Source organism: Streptomyces sp. NPDC029138 (assembly GCF_055564375.1).
Map to the genome: position 1 here is coordinate 97,581 of NZ_JBVHWM010000003.1, position 15,578 is coordinate 113,158.

Consider the following 15,578-nt stretch of genomic DNA (forward strand, 5'->3'; position numbering starts at 1 on the left):
CACGGCGGTGATCAGCCCTGGAGCTGCCGGAGCGTGGCCTTGGCGTCGGTCTTCAGCCAGTCGGTGACGTCGGTCAGCGCGGGCGGGTCCTTGTCCTCGTCGTACGAGGTGAGGTAGACGCTGTAGCTCATCGTGTACGTCACCCAGCCGTCCCGGACGGCGAGTGTGGCGTACCGGGAGCCGCTGGAGGAGGAGCCGTTCGTGGTGTCCTGGCTGACCAGGTAGGCCTCGTCGCCGATGCCCTCGACCGGGTCGACGTCGTAACCCGTGTGACTGTCCCCGTAGTTCTTCCAGGTGGCCGTGAACTCGGGCGCGGGATCGGTCTTCTTGTGCAGGTCCAGCTGCATGGTCAGATAGGCGTCGGCGTACGAGGAGCCGGGCTTCTTCAGGCTCAGGCTGCAATAACTCTCGTCCAGCGCCTCGTCCTTGAGCGAGGTACGGGTCGGCGAGGAGTCGTTCTCCGTGTACTCGTCCTTGAAGGACGAGTAGTCGGCGCTGGAGCACATGTTGGAGGGCGCCGAGTAACCGCGCAGGTCGGCGCTGTCGCTCTGCCCGCCGACGAGGAAGACACCGGCCGCCCACGCGGCGGAGGCCACGACCGCGCCGACGGCGGCCCACAGCACCGCACGGCCGGCCCCACCGCCACCGGCCGCAGGGACGGGCGGCACGGGCCCGTACTGCGGTGTCCGGGCGTACGGGTTCCCCGGCTGCGGCTGCCCCGGCGCGGGCTGGGCGGCCAGTGTGGGCTGCGCGTAGAACGTTCCCGGCGGGGGTGACTGCGGGTTCGGGTACGGGTAGGCCGTCGGCTGCGGCGGGACGGTCGGCTGCTGCGCGGGCTGCTGGGGTTGCGGGGGCTGCTGCGCGGGCTGGTCGGCCGGCTGCGGGGGCTGCGGTGGCGTGGACATGCCGCGAAGATAGTGCACGGTTGGTGGTCAAGTCCCCTGACGTCCGGGATCGTTATGGTCTGCGGACTTCTGTTCCCCGTCGTGCTCCCCGGTCCCTGACGGTCCGGCCGGTTCGCGGCTCAGGGACGGGTCACCCCGCCGCGAGCCGCACGGGCAGGCCGCGCACGCTGTTGCCGACGAAGCCCGCGTGGGGCGCCAGGTCGGCTTCGGAAACAGCGAGTCGCAGCGACGGGAAGCGGGTGAACAGCCGTTCCAGGGCGACCGTCGCCTCCAGCCGGGCGAGCGGTGCGCCGAGGCAGTAGTGGGCGCCGTGCCCGAGGGACAGGTGCCGTACGGCGCCGGGCCGGGCGGGGCGGGTGAGGTCGAAGCGGTCGGCGTCCGGGCCGTGCGCCGCCGGGTCGCGGCCGGCGGCGGAGTAACCGGCGAGCACGGGGGTGCCGGCGGGTATGAGCGTGCCGGCGACGGTCAGGTCCCGCACGGGACAGCGGAACGGGAAGTAGCTGACCGGCGCGTCCCAGCGCAGCGTCTCGTCCACCACGTCCGCCCACCCCACCTGGCCCGCGCGCACCAGGCCGAGCTGCTCGGGGTGGGCGCACAGGGCGCGCACGGCGTTGGTGATGAGATTGAGGGCGGTCTCGTGCCCGGCGATGATCATCAGCAGCAGGGTGCCGATCAGCTCCGGCCCGCTGAGCCGGTCGCGCCCTCGTCGCGGGCGGCGATCAGGGCGCTGGTGAGGTCGTCGCCGGGCCGCGTGGCCTTCGCCGCGGCGATCTCGCCGAGGACGGCGACGAGTTCGCGGTTGGCCGCGACGGCCTCGGCCGGTGCGGTGTCGGTGGCCACGACCAGGCTGCCGAGCCGGTGCAGCCGGTCGCGGAACTCCACGTCCACGCCGAGGAGTTCGCAGATCACTCCCATCGGCAGGGGCAGGGCGAAGTGCCGCCGCAGATCGGCGACCCCGTCGCCCGCGGCGGCGGTGTGCGCGAGGCCGTCGAGCAGCGAGTCGGTCAACTCCTCGATGCGCGGCCGCAGTCCCGCCACCCGGCGGGGCGTGAAGGCGCGGGCGGCCAGGGACCGCAGTCGCCGGTGGTCGTCACCGTCGGCCGTGGTCATACCCGGCACGGTGGCGAACGTCAGCAACGGCCAGCCCTCGGCGATCCGTCCCTCGCGCAGGGCCGTGAAGTGGCGGGCGTTCTTGGCGACCCCGGGGTGTTGCAGGAACTCCTTCAGCGCGTCGTGCCCGAGTACGGCCATGCCCTGAATCCCGCCGGGCAGCTCGACCGGGGCCACGGCACCCTGGGCCAGCAATCGCGCGTTGACGGCGTGCGGGCAGCCGCCGGCGGGGTCCAGGCGATGCGGGGTGCGGGCGGCCGAGGTGTCCACCGGATCCTGACGTTCCCCTGACAAGGCGAATCCTCCTGACGTTCCCCTGGCACGAGGACCGGTCCTCCCGCCCCGGGAATAGCCCGATCCGGTGGTTTGTTGCGCCGATCACGGACGCGGTACTCCCCCGAGTGGTACCGTTCCTTCAGCACTCGTGTACGGCCACCGTGGCCGCCGGTGCCAGTTTCTCTTCTTCACGCTGATCCGTCCGCCGTTTTCCGGATGTCCGGCTCCCGGCGCGTCAGCTTCTCAGCACCACCTCGCGACGAGCCTTCCGCGCCGTACCCGAGGTGCCGTTCCCGCCGCCCGGAGGCAGCCACCTGCGCCTCCCGCTCGCGGCCTCTCCCCCTTCTCCGTTCTGACCCGTCCGCGAAAGGACCCCACCCCATGACCACCACACTCGAACACCCGCCGGTGGCCCGGCAGGCCCCGGCTGCCCCGCTCGTCACCGGCGTCCTCGACATCGACGCGCACGGGAAGGGACACCTGAGGGCCGCGAGCCTCCTGCCCTCCCCCGCCGATCCGCAGGTCGCGCCGGCGCTGATCCGCCGCCACGGGCTGCGCAAGGGCGACCTGGTCGAAGGCGTCCGGGGAGCACAGCGGGCCCTGACCGAGGTCGCGCGCGTCAACGGACGCGTTCCCGGCGAGCTGGGCTCCCGGCGGCACTTCCGCGACCTCACCCCGCTCCACCCGCATCAGCGCGTCCGTCTGGAACACCCCGCCTCCGGCCTGGCCGGACGCGTCACCGATCTGCTCGCGCCGGTCGGCAAGGGCCAGCGCGGCCTCATCGTCGCCCCGCCGAAGACCGGCAAGACCGTGCTGCTCCAGCAGTTCGCCGCCGCCGTGGCCGGCAACCACACCGAGTGCCGGCTGATGGTCCTCCTGCTCGACGAGCGGCCCGAGGAGGTCACCGAGATGCGCCGCTCGGTGCGCGGCGAGGTGTACGCCTCCACCTTCGACCGGTCGGCCAAGGAGCACATCGCCCTCGCCGACCTCGTCGTGGAGCGGGCCAAGCGCCTGGTGGAGGCCGGCGAGGACGTCGTCGTCCTGCTGGACTCGCTGACCCGGCTGTGCCGGGCCCACAACAACGCCTCCGCCGCCGGCGGCCGTACCCTGAGCGGCGGTGTCGACGCCGGTGCGCTGCTCGGCCCCAAACGGTTCTTCGGCGCCGCGCGCCAGGCCGAGGAGGGCGGCTCGCTCACCATCCTGGCCACGGTCCTCGTGGACACCGGCTCCCGCGCCGACGGCTACTTCTTCGAGGAGCTGAAGGGCACGGGCAACATGGAACTGCGCCTGGACCGGGAACTCGCCGGCCGTCGCGTCTTCCCCGCCGTCGACATCGACGCCAGCGGCACCCGCCGCGAGGAACTCCTGCTCACTCCGGCCGAGTTGACGGCCGTACACGGTCTGCGCCGCGTTCTGCGCTCGCGGGACGGCGGGCCCTCCGGGCTGGAGACCCTGCTGGAGCGGCTGCGCGCCACACCCGGCAACGCCGCGTTCCTGCGGCAGGTCCGGCCCACCCTGCCGGACGCCTGACGCCCGGCGACCGGGCGGCCGGGTGCGGCATCCGGGTTGCCCGGGCGACCCGAACGGCCCGGCGGCGTGGTGCACGCGAGCCAAGTTCGTACGTTGATCATATGATCACCGGATTCTCTTATCGCGTGGCTGTGTCGGCCTGCTCCCTCTGTGTGGCGGGCCTGCTGGCGCTCACGCCGGCCGCTGCCGCCGCCGGACCCCGGGCAGCGCACCCCGCCGGGGAGCCCGCCCCGCCCCGCCCCCGGGCCGCGGTGCCGGGGCCGTCCCTGCTCTACCACTCCGGCATCCAGGTCCGGCCGCACCCGGGCGCGCCCGAGCTGCCGGACCTCTCGGCGCTGTCCTGGCTGGTCGCCGACGCGGGCAGCGGGGAGGTGCTGGCCGCGCACGACGCCCACCGCGAACTCCCGCCCGCGAGCACCCTGAAGACCCTCTTCGCGCTCACCGTGCTGCCGGTGCTGCCCAGCGGGCAGCAGCACACCGTGCGGTACGGGGAGCTGGACGACGTCGGCGAGGGCAGCAGCCTGGTCGGCGTCGAGGAAGGGCACACCTACCAGGTGGCCGACCTGTGGCGCGGTGTCTTCCTCAGCTCCGGGAACGACGCCGTGCACGTGCTCGCCCGGCTGGGCGGCGGCTGGGAGGCCACGGCCGCCCGCATGCAGGACAAGGCCCGCTCGCTCGGCGCCCTGGACACCCATGTCGTCTCCCCGGACGGCTACGACGCCCCGGGACAGGTGTCCTCCGCCTACGACCTCGCGGTGTTCGGCCGGACAGGCCTGCGCAACCCCGACTTCGCCCGGTACTGCGCCACCGTCGAGGCGCCCTTCCCCGGTGACGGGTCGCCGTACCCCATCGAGAACACCAACCGGCTGCTGACCGGCGAGGACGGCGTGGCGCCGTACCCCGGGCTCATCGGGATCAAGAACGGCTACACCAGCAACGCCGGCAACACCCTGGTGGCCGCGGCGCGCCGGGACGGGCGCACCCTCGTGGTGAGCGTGCTGAACCCTCAGGCCGACGGCGGGTTCACCGTGTACGAGGAGGCCCGCGCCCTGCTCGACTGGGGCTTCGCGGCGGCCGGACGGGTGGACCCGGTCGGCTCGCTGGACGGGCTGCGCCCGCCCTCCTCCCGGCCGGCGGCGTCCGCGACGCCGGTGGTGGCGGCCGTGGCCCCGGACGACGACTCGGACTGGTCCGGCACCGCCGTCGTCGCGGGGCTCTCCGGGCTCGGCGCGGGGGCCGTGGCGCTGGTGCTGCGGGCCAAGGGGAACCGGGCGAGCCGCGACTGACCCACCGGCAGGCCGAGCAGCAGGCCCAGCGCGATCCACGTGTAGAGATTGCTCCCCAGGAACCCGTCGAGCCCGGAGGCGTCGTCGAACCACAGCCACACCACGCTGGTGCACAGCGCCGCGTACAGGCCGGCCGCGATCCGCGGGTGCCCGGCGCGGACCAGCACCACGAAGGAGGGCAGCAGCCACACCAGATGGTGCACCCAGGTGATCGGGCTGACCAGACAGGCCGCCGCACCGGTGAGCGCGAACGCCGCCGTCCAGTCGCCCGCCGCGACCGCCCGCCGGCCGCGCCACGCCCAGACGCCGAGGGTCAGCAGGACCGCCGTCGCCCACAGGGGGCGGCCGGTCTCACCGAGGCGGGCCAGCACCCCTTGCAGCGACTGGTTCGACACATAGTCCAGGCGGCCCACCCGGCCGGTGTCCCAGAGCGCCTCGGTCCAGTAGAAGCGGGAGGCCGCCGGGTCGGCCCAGGCGGCCAGCGCGGTCGCGGCGACGGCGACGGCCGTGGCGGTGCCGGCCGCCCACCGGCGCCCGGCGAGCAGCAGCAGGCCGATGAAGAGGGCGGGAGTGAGCTTCACGGCGGCGGCGAGCCCGATCCCGGCGCCCGCCCAGCGGCCCCGGCCGCTCGCCAGCAGCCAGGAGTCGCCGAGGACGAGGGCGAGCAGCACCAGGTTCACCTGGCCGAAGCTGACGGTGTCCCGCAGTGGCTCGAACAGGGCGAGCAGGCACAGGCACAGCGCCCACCGGTACCAGCCGTGGCGGCGCCAGTGCGGCCCGGCCAGGATGCGCAGGACCACCGCGAGCGCGGCCAGGTTCACCAGCAGGGACACGGCGATCGCCGCGGTCCGGCCGAGCGGGGCCAGCGGCAGCATGGTGACGGCGGCGAACGGCGGATACGTGAAGCCGTACGCGGTGCCCGGCACCCGGTAGTCGTAGATCCGGCCGCCGTGGTGCACCCAGGTGTGCACGGTGCCGTAGTACACCCGCAGGTCGAAGAAGCCGCGCAGCAGCGGCACGGTCGCCGTGAACACGGTCACGGCCGCCACGAGGAGCAGGACGAGCAGCAGCCGGCCCCGGTCCGTGCGCGGCCCCAGCTCTCCCAGCCGCCCGGGCAGCCCCGGCCGTCCCCACCGGCCGGTCATGCCGCGCGTCCCGGCACCGGGGCCTGGGCGGCCTGGTGCGCCTGGTGGGCCTGCCACAGGACGACCACCCCGAGCGCCCCGCCGGAGACCGCGAGCACCAGCTGGCCGAGGTCGGCCGGGCCGCCGCTGGGCAGCACGGCGAGGGCGAGGACCCCGGCCAGGGCGGCCACCCGGTGCCGTACCGAGGTGCTGGGCGCGGCGGCGGCGATGAGGAACAGGCCCCACAGCACGTACCAGGGGCGGATCGCCGGGCCGAAGACGGCGACCGCGAGGAGGCTCAGGCCCAGCGCGTACACCGGCCTGGGGCGCAGCCGGAGCCATATCAGCAGGACGGCCACGGCGGTGGCCGCGAGGCCCAGCAGATGCCAGGCCGGGACGGCCAGCGGGGCCAGGCCGCTGCCGAGGTGTTCGAGCAGGGCGCCGGTGGCGCGGCCGAGCAGGCTGGTCAGCGCCCAGTTGTGCGGGGAGACCGGGGTGTCCAGGGCGCCGATCCAGCCGTAGCCGGTGCCGGCGACGGCCGTGGCGGCGACCGTCGTCGCGGCGGACGCCGCCGCCGTGGTCAGGACGGCCGGCAGCGGGCGGCGGCCGGAGCGGACCCACAGGGCCACGACGGCCAGCAGGCCGAGCGCCGCCGGTGCCTTGACCAGGGCGGCGAGGGTGACGAGGACGGCGCCGACGACAGGTCTGCGGCCCCGCGCGGCGACCAGGCCGAGCCCGAGCAGGCCGAGCATGAGGGCGTCGTTGTGGGCGCCCGCGACGAGGTGCAGCAGCACGAGCGGGTTCAGGGCGCCGAGCCACAGGGCGGCGGCCGGGTCGGCGCCGCTGTGCCGTGCGAGGCGGGGCAGCGCCACCGCCATGAGGGCCACGCCGAGCAGGGCGACCAGGCGCATGCCGAGCAGGCCGGCGGGCACCTCGCCGCGGGTCAGTCCGGACAGCGCGGAGGCCAGGGCCAGGAAGGCGGGGCCGTAGGGGGCGCCGGTGTGCCGCCACATGGGGGCGACCTCGTCGGCGAGCGGGCCGCCGAGCTGCGCCGGGCCCTGGGCGTAGACGTCCATGTGGGCGTCGACCATGGCGCCCTGCGCGAGATAGCTGTACACGTCCCGGCTGAACAGCGGCGGGGCGAGCAGCAGCGGGGCCGCCCAGACGGCCAGGACGAGCAGCAGGGCGCGTGGGGTGGGCGGCTCGGGGCCGCGGACCAGCCGGCCGAGGAGCACCCAGGCGGCGACGAGCAGGACGACCCCGAAGTACACCCCGACCAGGCCGAGTGCCGCCTGCACCGAGGCGGGCGCCAGGAGGTCCCGGACGGGGAGGGCGCCGGCCGTCTCACCGCCGAGCGCGAGAAAGGCGGTGCCGGCCAGGCCCATCACCTGGCAGCGGCGGAGATCGACGGGAAATGCCATGGCCAACACTGGGGCAGCGTGTCAACGCCGGGTGGCCGGAAGGCGACGACAGCCCTGCCGGGCGGGGGCCGAGGTGTGACTGGCGCGTGGTGTGTGCCGGTCGGATTCCTCCTGCCGGTCCGTCCGCGGCTTGTCGCTCCCCCGGGTTCCGCCGAACTGACGCCCGCTCAGAACACCGACAGTCCGGTCAGGGTCGTGAAGCGGTCCAGGGCTGCCACACCCGCCACCGAGTTGCCGCGTTCGTCCAGCCCCGGGCTCCACACACACAGCGTGCACCGGCCCGGTACGACGGCGATGATCCCACCGCCGACCCCGCTCTTGCCGGGCAGGCCGACGCGGTAGGCGAAGTCGCCGGCCGCGTCGTACGTGCCGCACGTCAGCATGACCGCGTTGACCTGCTTGGCCTGGCTGCGGCTGAGCAGACGGCCGCCGTCGGCCCGGATGCCGTGCCGGGCGAGGAAGCCGGTGGCGAGGGCCAGGTCGGCGCAGGAGGCGGCGATGGAGCACTGCCGGAAGTACTGGTCGAGCAGGACCGGCACCTCGTTGTCGATGTTGCCGTAGGACGCCATGAAGTGGGCGAGGGCGGCGTTGCGGTCGCCGTGGGCGGTCTCGGAGGCGGCGACCTCCTCGTCGAAGCCCAGTTCGGGGTTGCCGCTCTCGGCGCGCAGGAAGGACAGCAGCTCGCCGGCCGCGTCCCCGGTACGGGTGTGCAGGCGGTCGGTGACGACGAGCGCGCCCGCGTTGATGAAGGGATTCCGCGGGATGCCGTTCTCGTACTCCAGCTGGACCAGGGAGTTGAACGGGTTGCCGGAGGGCTCGCGGCCCACGTGCTCCCAGAGTTCGTCGCCCTCGCGGGCCAGGTCCAGGGCGAGCGTGAAGACCTTGGTGATCGACTGCGTCGAGAACGGCTGCCGCCACTCCCCCACCCCGTACACCGTGCCGTCCAGCTCGGCGACGGCCATGCCGAACCGGCGCGGGTCGCGGGCGGCGAGCGCCGGGATGTAGTCGGCGGACCGGCCGCGCCCGGGAGTGCGATCGACCTCCGCCATGATGCGATCGAGGACCGGCTGGAACTGCGAGGACATGATCGTCATCATGCCGCACCCCTGACGCCGGGGCGCCCGGGGGCGTCGGGCGATCCTTGGTCCCTGGGAAGACGGCAGTCGCGTGCGGCCCGGCCGGGAGGACCGGGCCGGGCGGCACGCGGGTGGCGTCGTGTCAGATCGCCGACGTGGTCCCGCTGCCCGCGAGCACCTCCGGCCGGAGCAGTGCGGTCAGCCGTTCGGCGGGCAGCAGGCCCTTCTCCAGGACCAGTTCGGCCACGCCACGGCCCGTCGCGAGGGCCTCCTTGGCGATGTCGGTGGCGGCGGTGTAGCCGATGTGCGGGTTCAGCGCGGTGACCAGGCCGATGGAGTTCTCGACGGTGGCGCGCAGCCGCTCGGTGTTGGCGCTGATGCCGGACACACAGCGCTCCGCCAGCGTCAGGCAGGCGGTCCGCAGATGCGTGACGGACTCCGACAGGGAGTGCAGGATGATCGGCTCGAAGGCGTTGAGCTGGAGCTGTCCGGCCTCGGCGGGCATGGTGATGGCGACGTCGTTGCCGATCACCTCGAAGGCGACCTGGTTGACCACCTCGGGGATGACCGGGTTGACCTTGCCCGGCATGATCGACGAACCGGCCTGCACCGGCGGCAGGTTGATCTCGCCGAGACCCGCGCGCGGACCGGAGGACAGCAGGCGCAGGTCGTTGCAGCTCTTGGAGAGCTTGACGGCGATGCGCTTGAGGACGCCGGACATCTGGACGAAGGCGCCGCAGTCCTGGGTGGCCTCGACCAGGTTGGCCGCCGTGACCAGCGGGAGGCCGGTGATGGCGGAGAGGTGCCGGCGGGCGGCCTCGGCGTAGCCGGCGGGCGCGTTGAGGCCGGTGCCGATGGCGGTGGCACCGAGGTTGATCTCATGGATCAACTCGACGGCCTCGGCAAGACGGCTGCGGTCCTCCTCGATCATGACGGCGAATGCGGAGAACTCCTGACCGAGCGTCATCGGTACCGCGTCCTGCAACTGTGTACGGCCCATCTTGAGCACGTCACGGAACTCGACGGCCTTACGGGCGAACGCGTCCTGGAGTACGGACATCGCCTTGAGCAGTCCACGTACCGCGAAAATCGTCGCGATCTTGACGGCGGTCGGGTAGACGTCGTTGGTCGACTGGCCGAGGTTGACGTCCTCGTTGGGGTGCAGACAGGCGTACTGACCCTTGGCGTGACCGAGCAGTTCCAGCGCGCGGTTCGCCACGACCTCGTTGGCGTTCATGTTGGTGGACGTGCCGGCGCCGCCCTGGATGACGTCCACGACGAACTGGTCGTGCAGCTCACCGGCCCGGATCTCCCGGCAGGCGGCGACGATCGCGGCCGCCTTCTCGGGCGCCAGCAGCCCGAGTTCCTCGTTGGCGAGAGCGGCGGCCTCCTTCACGGCGGCCAGCGCGTCGATCAGGTGCGGGTAGGCGGAGATCGGCGTACCGGTGATGGGGAAGTTCTCGGTCGCGCGCAGGGTGTGGATGCCCCAGTACGCGTCGACGGGGACATCGCGGTCGCCGAGCAGATCGTGTTCGCTGCGCGTGGCGGCGGTCATGAGGGTACGGTCCTCTTCCTGAGGTACGGAGGTGAGAGCGCCCTGAAAGGGGCGCGGGGAACTGCGCGATCGACCACAACGGACCCGCAGCTCCACAACGGCCGATCCAGCGGAGCTAAGCGCAGGCAGTGAGCGCAACCGGGTCCAGCGCACGCACCGCCCGCACACACCCGACCGGCTCCCCGCCCCCGAGCAGCGGCTCCCCCGCGAACTCGGTGAGCAGGGCGGGTTCGACGCCCGCGCGAGCGAGCGCCGCCGCCGCCACCGGAATCCGCGCCCGGTTCGCCCCGTCGGCGATCTTCACAGCGACGGCCCGGCCGTCCGGCAGCGCGGCGACCTGCACGCCCTCGAAACCGTCCTTGGCGAGCAGCCCCGGCACGGCCCGCATCAGCGCGGCCACATCGCGCCTGGCGCCGGAGGCCATCTCGGCGTGTTCGCGCATCGCGTCGGCGACGCGGGCCTCGGGGGTGCCGGGCGCGGCCGAGGTGATCCGGGCGAGGGCGCGGGCGAGTCCGTGCAGGGAGACGGAGAACAGCGGGGCGCCGCAGCCGTCCACGGTGACCCGGGCGACGCGCTGGCCGGTCAGCTCCTCGACGGTCGCGGCGACGGCCTGCTGGAGCGGGTGCCGCGGGTCGAGGTAGTCGTCCAGGGACCAGCCGTTGAGCTGGGCGGTCCACAGCATGGCGGCGTGCTTGCCGGAGCAGTTCTGGGCGAGCCGGGAGGGCCCGCGACCCTCGCGGACCCAGGCGTCCCGGACGACCGGGTCGAACGGCATGTCGGGCACGTTGCGCAGGTGGTCCTCGGTCAGGTCGGCGAGTTCGAGGATGCGCCGGGTGCCGGCGAGGTGGCGCTCCTCGCCGGAGTGGCTCGCGGCGGCCAGCGACAGCAGTTCGCCGTCGAGCGGCAGCCCGGCCCGCAGCATGGCCACGGCCTGGACGGGCTTGAGGGCCGAGCGGGGGTAGAAGGCCGCCTCGATGTCACCGAGCTGGAACCGGACCTGGCCGTCGGCGCCGAGGACGACGACGGAGCCGTAGTGGATGCCCTCGACGACCCCGCCGCGGACGAGGTGGGCGACGGGGGCGTGGAGGGGTTCGCGGACGACGGGTGCGTCGACGGGGGAACTGCTGTGCATCACTGCCTGAATCATGGGGTCGGGGTCGGCCGGTACGCGGGTCACGCGTCGGCGCCGGTGGATATGCGGGACACGCGGGCGCGGATGGCGTACCAGCCCGCGACCAGTGCGGCGACGATCAGCGGCAGACAGGGCACGGTGGTGCGTCCGGCGCCGCCGTCGGCGTACATGAGGACCGGCACGGAGGCGAGGAACGCCGGCGTCACGCGTTCGGTCCGGGGGGAGCCCGGCAGGCGGTACGGCGGCCGGATCAGCTCGGCGTTCCGGGTCTTCCGCCGGAAGAGCAGGTGACGGGTCATGATCGTGCCGGCGTCGGCATGGCCGGACGAGGGGCGCGTCTCGTCTGTGAGGTGCTGCTCGCTCACGCCTCGGGTCCGCCTTCCGTGGGCGAGTCCGTCCGCTGAGGCCGCACGATGTCGGTGAGGGTCGTCTCGACGCGGTCCAGGTGGTGGCTCATGGCCTCCACGGCGTCGTGCTCGGAACCGTCGGCCAGCGCCTCGACGATCGCCCGGTGCTCGCGGTTGGACTGCTCTCGGCGCCCGCCCAGCTCGTTGAGGAAGGCCGACTGGCGCGCCAGTGCGTCGCGGATCTCCTCGATGACCCGGCGGAAGACCGGGTTCTGGGCGGCCTCGGCCACGGCGAGGTGGAAGAGGGTGTCCATCGCGACCCAGGCGGTGGTGTCCGTCTCCCGCTCCATGCGGTCGAGCAGATGGGCCAGGTGGTCCAGGTTCTCCGGGGTACGGCGCAGGGCCGCGTATCCGGCGACCGGGATCTCGATGTGACGGCGCACTTCGAGCAGGTCGCTGGCGGCGTAGTCGCCGAAGGTGGGGTCCTCGACCGCGTTCGCGACGACGAAGGTGCCCTTGCCGGTCCGGGAGACCGTGAGACCCATCGTCTGGAGCGCGCGCAGCGCCTCGCGGAGCACGGGCCGGGACACCTCGAGGGTGCGGCACAGCTCGGCCTCGGAGGGAAGCTTGTCGCCGATGGCGTACCGGCCGCGCTCGATGGCGTCACGGAGGTGGGCGAGCACCGCTTCCATGGCGCTGACGCGCTGCGGGGCCCGACCACCTGTCTGGCTGTCTGACAGGTTCACGGGAGCGATCCTGCGGCTTGCGGGGCGGGACTGTCAAGGCGACCCGTAAGGAAACATTCACGGGGTGCGATGCCTGAATGCAGACATCCGCACCCCGCGGCTGATCAGCGCGTTCGCTCAGCTGCTGAGCGTGCCGGTGGCCAGCAGACCGAGGAGGCCGACACCGATGACGATCCGGTAGATCACGAAGGCGTTGAAGGAGTGCTTGGCGACGAACTTGAGCAGCCAGGCGATGGAGGCGTAGGCGACCACGAAGGAGACGATCGTGCCGACGGCCAGCGGGGCGGCGCCGACCCCCGCGCCCAGGGCGTCCTTCAGCTCGTACAGGCCCGCGCCGGTCAGCGCCGGGATGCCCAGGAAGAAGGACAGCCGGGTGGCGGCGACGCGGTCCAGGTCCAGGATGAGCGCGGTGGACATGGTGGCGCCGGATCGGGAGAAGCCGGGGAAGAGCAGGGCGAGGATCTGGGAGCAGCCGACCCACATCGCGTCCTTGAACGACGTGTCGTCCTCACCACGCTTGTGCCGGCCCATCTGGTCGGCGGCCCACATCACGCCCGAGCCGACGATCAGCGACCCGGCGACCACCCACAGGGAGGCGAGCGGGCCGTCGATCAGCGGCTTCGCGGCCAGGCCCACCAGCACGATCGGAATGGTGGCGGCGATGACCCACCAGGCGAACTTGTAGTCGTGGTGGTAGCGCTCCTCGCGGTTGGTCAGACCGCGGAACCAGGCGGTGACGATCCGCTTGATGTCCTTGAGGAAGTACACGAGCACGGCGGCGATGGCACCGACCTGGATGACGGCGGAGAACCCGACGACGGACTTGTCGTCGACGGGGATGTCCATGAGCCCCTCGGCGATCTTCAGGTGGCCGGTGGAGGACACGGGGAGGAACTCGGTCACCCCCTCGACTACTCCGAGGACGACGGCCTGACCGACGGAGATGGCGCTCATGGGATCCAGTTCTGAGGAGAGTTGGTCGACATTGCTGTAGACAGTACTTGCTGCGCCCGGCCGTACGGCAAGCGCCTGGGCCCGGAGAGCGCCGGCGAGTGAGACCCCGGTAAAGGCCGCCGCGAGCCTGCCGACATGCTTGCCACGACGTTCAGGGCAGCGTAGAGCCCGACAGCGGCCCGGGGGCGAGGGATCCCGCGCTGACGAGCCGCCGGTTCACAACGACTTCTTACCATCGCTGTCCGTATTGTCCGGGGCGGGCGGGAGGACCAGCTCGCACTCCTCCAGGGTCACCAGGTCCTCACCGACCAGTTCGCCGAGCTGCGGAAGGAACGCCCGGACCCGCTCCTCGGTGTCCACGACGACCACCGCGACCGGCAGGTCCTCGCTCAGGGACAGCAGGCGGGAGGTGTGGATGCGGGAGGAGGCGCCGAAGCCCTCGATGCCCCGGAAGACGCTGGCCCCGGCCAGTCCGGCGGCGTGCGCGCGGTGCACGATCTCGGAGTAGAGGGGCTTGTGGTGCCAGGTGTCGTTCTCACCGAGGTAGACGGTCAGCCGGAGGGCGCGGCCGGTGGGTGACGTCATCGCTGCCTCCTGATCAGCACCCGGCGGGCGGCTGCCGAGGCCGGCCGCACCGCCGTGAGGGCCGCGAGGAGCGTCGCGGCGAGATGGGCGAGTCCCACGCCGGGGCGGCCGGAACCGGCCGGTCCGCGAGTGTCGGCCGGGTAGGTGGAGAGCGGGGCGAAACCGCCGAGGACACCGGTGCCGGAGAACGGCCGCAGCAGGTGGTGGGCGGCCGACACCTCGGTGACGAGCACCATGAGCACGCCCATCGCCGCGCAGCCGGAGACGTTGGTCCGGAAGGTCGCCCACGGCAAACCGCCGGCGGGCGTGGGCCAGGCGAGCGCGAGTGCGTGACGGGCCACCGCGCCGAGCGCGCCGCCCACCGCCACGACCGCGACGACGGGCGCCTGCGCACGCCACTCGGACCGCGGCGGGCGCGCGGGCCGGACGCCGCGGATCTCCGTCTGCGGGAAGGTCATGCCGGTACGTCTCCTGTTCGGCCCCCGCCCCGGCGGGCGATCAGGCCGGGACCAGGGTACCGCCGCCTCAGCGGGCGGCAGGCCGGGCGCAGACCGCCACACCGGACTCCCAGAGGCTGCCGAGCACCAGGTGGTCCCCGACCGCGCACACGCTGGTGACCATGCGGAATCCGGAGTGCCGGCGGGTCAGGTGGTGGACGGTCCGGCCCCGGTCGTCGACGGCGACGACACCGACGGTCCCGCTCGGGCGGTACGGCGCGTGGACGGCGGCCCGGGCGGCGCCGCGGCGGACCGCGGGTGGGGTGCGGTGCAGCAGGTCGAGCGGGGGGACACGGGGGCCGGCCAGGGCGACCCAGACCGGCCCGTCGGGGCCCTCGCGCCAGAGGTTGTCCGGCATCCCGGGGAGGTCGGCGAAGGGCTCGGCGTGTCCGGCGCGGGGGCCGGTGAGCCGGCAGCGGGTCAGACGGCAGGAGCCGGTCTCGGCGATCACCAGGAAGGAGCCGTCGGCGCTGAGGGCGAGTCCGTTGGCGAACTGCAAGCCCTCCAGCAGGACTTCGGGTTCCCGGTCCCCGGGGCCGAGCCGCAGCAGGCGTCCGGTGCCGGTGTGTTCGACGATGTCGCCGATCCACCGGCCGAGGGGATAGCGGCGGCTGGAGACGGTGAAGTACACGGTGCCGTCGGGCAGGGCGACGGCGTTGCTGCAGAACCGGAGCCGCTCCCCCGCCACGGTGTCGGCGAGGACCCGGACGGTGCCGTCGTCCGGTCGGACGCGCAGCAGGCCGCGTTCGGCGTCGCACACCACGAGGTCTCCGTCCGGCAGGAGTTCGAGCCCGAGGGGACGGCCACCGGTCTCGGCCAGCACCTCGGTGCGGGCCGTGAGCGGGTCGCCGAGGTGGTGGACGCGGAGGATGCGCCCGTCCGCCACTCCGGTCAGCACGCGCCCGTGTGGATCGGCGACGACGTCCTCGGGGCCGCGAGCGCGCAGGGAGACGTAGTGGAGCGGTACCAGTGCCGTGGGTCGGTCCATGTGCGGTCCCTTCCGTCGGTGCCCCTGCCGGCAACCGCCCCGTGGC

General features: G+C 73.3%; 12 protein-coding genes and 3 pseudogenes. 2 read left to right on the forward strand and 13 right to left on the reverse strand.

The genetic code is table 11. From position 1 onward, the window contains the following. Positions 1-11: 11 nt before the first annotated feature. On the reverse strand, positions 12-905 hold the full coding sequence (locus tag ACZ4WH_RS04430) for a hypothetical protein (protein ID WP_468176486.1): 894 nt from the start codon (positions 903-905) through the stop codon (positions 12-14). Positions 906-1,035: 130 nt separating this feature from the next. Next, positions 1,036-2,285, reverse strand: a pseudogene (locus ACZ4WH_RS04435) (cytochrome P450 family protein). A gap of 387 nt (positions 2,286-2,672) precedes the next feature. Between ACZ4WH_RS04435 and rho the strand changes: the two are divergent. After that, the gene (rho, locus tag ACZ4WH_RS04440) at positions 2,673-3,821 is read left to right on the forward strand and encodes a transcription termination factor Rho (RefSeq protein ID WP_468176488.1); all 1,149 of its coding nucleotides are present in this window, start codon (positions 2,673-2,675) and stop codon (positions 3,819-3,821) included. A 101-nt stretch (positions 3,822-3,922) separates the two neighbouring features. Next, a pseudogene (locus ACZ4WH_RS04445) lies at positions 3,923-4,768 on the forward strand (D-alanyl-D-alanine carboxypeptidase family protein); the annotation flags it as partial. A 59-nt stretch (positions 4,769-4,827) separates the two neighbouring features. Here the strand turns inward: ACZ4WH_RS04445 and ACZ4WH_RS04450 are convergent. The 11 genes and pseudogenes from ACZ4WH_RS04450 to ACZ4WH_RS04500 all read right to left on the reverse strand — a co-directional run bounded on the left by ACZ4WH_RS04450 (position 4,828) and on the right by ACZ4WH_RS04500 (position 15,532). Next, positions 4,828-6,252 (reverse strand): glycosyltransferase 87 family protein, encoded by a 1,425-nt coding sequence (locus ACZ4WH_RS04450; protein WP_468176490.1) that lies wholly within the window; start codon positions 6,250-6,252, stop codon positions 4,828-4,830. Next, on the reverse strand, positions 6,249-7,652 hold the full coding sequence (mptB, locus tag ACZ4WH_RS04455) for a polyprenol phosphomannose-dependent alpha 1,6 mannosyltransferase MptB (RefSeq protein WP_468176492.1): 1,404 nt from the start codon (positions 7,650-7,652) through the stop codon (positions 6,249-6,251). The genes ACZ4WH_RS04450 and mptB overlap by 4 nt, the downstream gene beginning before the upstream one ends. Positions 7,653-7,819: 167 nt before the next feature. After that, complete coding sequence (locus ACZ4WH_RS04460; protein ID WP_468176494.1) at positions 7,820-8,749, reverse strand: glutaminase; 930 nt, start codon at positions 8,747-8,749, stop codon at positions 7,820-7,822. A gap of 121 nt (positions 8,750-8,870) precedes the next feature. After that, positions 8,871-10,283, reverse strand: a complete 1,413-nt coding sequence (gene aspA / locus ACZ4WH_RS04465; RefSeq protein WP_468176496.1) for an aspartate ammonia-lyase — start codon at positions 10,281-10,283, stop codon at positions 8,871-8,873. A gap of 115 nt (positions 10,284-10,398) precedes the next feature. Next, positions 10,399-11,415: an asparaginase gene (locus tag ACZ4WH_RS04470; RefSeq protein ID WP_468176926.1), complete on the reverse strand. Its 1,017-nt coding sequence runs from the start codon at positions 11,413-11,415 to the stop codon at positions 10,399-10,401. A 41-nt stretch (positions 11,416-11,456) separates the two neighbouring features. Next, positions 11,457-11,723 (reverse strand): annotated as a pseudogene (locus ACZ4WH_RS04475) (amino acid permease); the annotation flags it as partial. A 53-nt stretch (positions 11,724-11,776) separates the two neighbouring features. After that, positions 11,777-12,454, reverse strand: coding sequence for a FadR/GntR family transcriptional regulator (locus ACZ4WH_RS04480; protein WP_468176928.1), 678 nt, complete (start codon positions 12,452-12,454; stop codon positions 11,777-11,779). Between the two features lie 171 nt (positions 12,455-12,625). After that, positions 12,626-13,462 (reverse strand): undecaprenyl-diphosphate phosphatase, encoded by an 837-nt coding sequence (locus ACZ4WH_RS04485; protein ID WP_468176498.1) that lies wholly within the window; start codon positions 13,460-13,462, stop codon positions 12,626-12,628. 216 nt (positions 13,463-13,678) lie between these two features. Continuing rightward, positions 13,679-14,047 carry a DUF190 domain-containing protein gene (locus ACZ4WH_RS04490; protein ID WP_468176500.1) on the reverse strand — a complete coding sequence of 123 codons (369 nt, stop codon included), beginning with the start codon at positions 14,045-14,047 and terminating at the stop codon, positions 13,679-13,681. After that, positions 14,044-14,505, reverse strand: a complete 462-nt coding sequence (locus ACZ4WH_RS04495) for a fluoride efflux transporter FluC (RefSeq protein ID WP_468176502.1) — start codon at positions 14,503-14,505, stop codon at positions 14,044-14,046. Before ACZ4WH_RS04495 ends, ACZ4WH_RS04490 begins: the two co-directional genes overlap by 4 nt. Before the next feature lie 67 nt (positions 14,506-14,572). Then, complete coding sequence (locus ACZ4WH_RS04500) at positions 14,573-15,532, reverse strand: SMP-30/gluconolactonase/LRE family protein (RefSeq protein ID WP_468176504.1); 960 nt, start codon at positions 15,530-15,532, stop codon at positions 14,573-14,575. Between the last annotated feature and the right edge of the window lie 46 nt (positions 15,533-15,578).

Bases quoted from the DNA above. Each gene is read 5' to 3' on its own strand.
- aspA (WP_468176496.1), bottom strand. From the start codon at position 10,283: ATGACCGCCGCCACGCGCAGCGAACACGATCTGCTCGGCGACCGCGAT.
- ACZ4WH_RS04500 (WP_468176504.1), bottom strand. From the start codon at position 15,532: ATGGACCGACCCACGGCACTGGTACCGCTCCACTACGTCTCCCTGCGC.
- ACZ4WH_RS04480 (WP_468176928.1), bottom strand. From the start codon at position 12,454: ATGGAAGCGGTGCTCGCCCACCTCCGTGACGCCATCGAGCGCGGCCGG.
- ACZ4WH_RS04430 (WP_468176486.1), bottom strand. From the start codon at position 905: ATGTCCACGCCACCGCAGCCCCCGCAGCCGGCCGACCAGCCCGCGCAG.
- rho (WP_468176488.1), top strand. From the start codon at position 2,673: ATGACCACCACACTCGAACACCCGCCGGTGGCCCGGCAGGCCCCGGCT.
- ACZ4WH_RS04450 (WP_468176490.1), bottom strand. From the start codon at position 6,252: ATGACCGGCCGGTGGGGACGGCCGGGGCTGCCCGGGCGGCTGGGAGAG.
- ACZ4WH_RS04470 (WP_468176926.1), bottom strand. From the start codon at position 11,415: ATGCACAGCAGTTCCCCCGTCGACGCACCCGTCGTCCGCGAACCCCTC.
- mptB (WP_468176492.1), bottom strand. From the start codon at position 7,652: ATGGCATTTCCCGTCGATCTCCGCCGCTGCCAGGTGATGGGCCTGGCC.
- ACZ4WH_RS04490 (WP_468176500.1), bottom strand. From the start codon at position 14,047: ATGACGTCACCCACCGGCCGCGCCCTCCGGCTGACCGTCTACCTCGGT.
- ACZ4WH_RS04495 (WP_468176502.1), bottom strand. From the start codon at position 14,505: ATGACCTTCCCGCAGACGGAGATCCGCGGCGTCCGGCCCGCGCGCCCG.
- ACZ4WH_RS04460 (WP_468176494.1), bottom strand. From the start codon at position 8,749: ATGATGACGATCATGTCCTCGCAGTTCCAGCCGGTCCTCGATCGCATC.
- ACZ4WH_RS04485 (WP_468176498.1), bottom strand. From the start codon at position 13,462: ATGAGCGCCATCTCCGTCGGTCAGGCCGTCGTCCTCGGAGTAGTCGAG.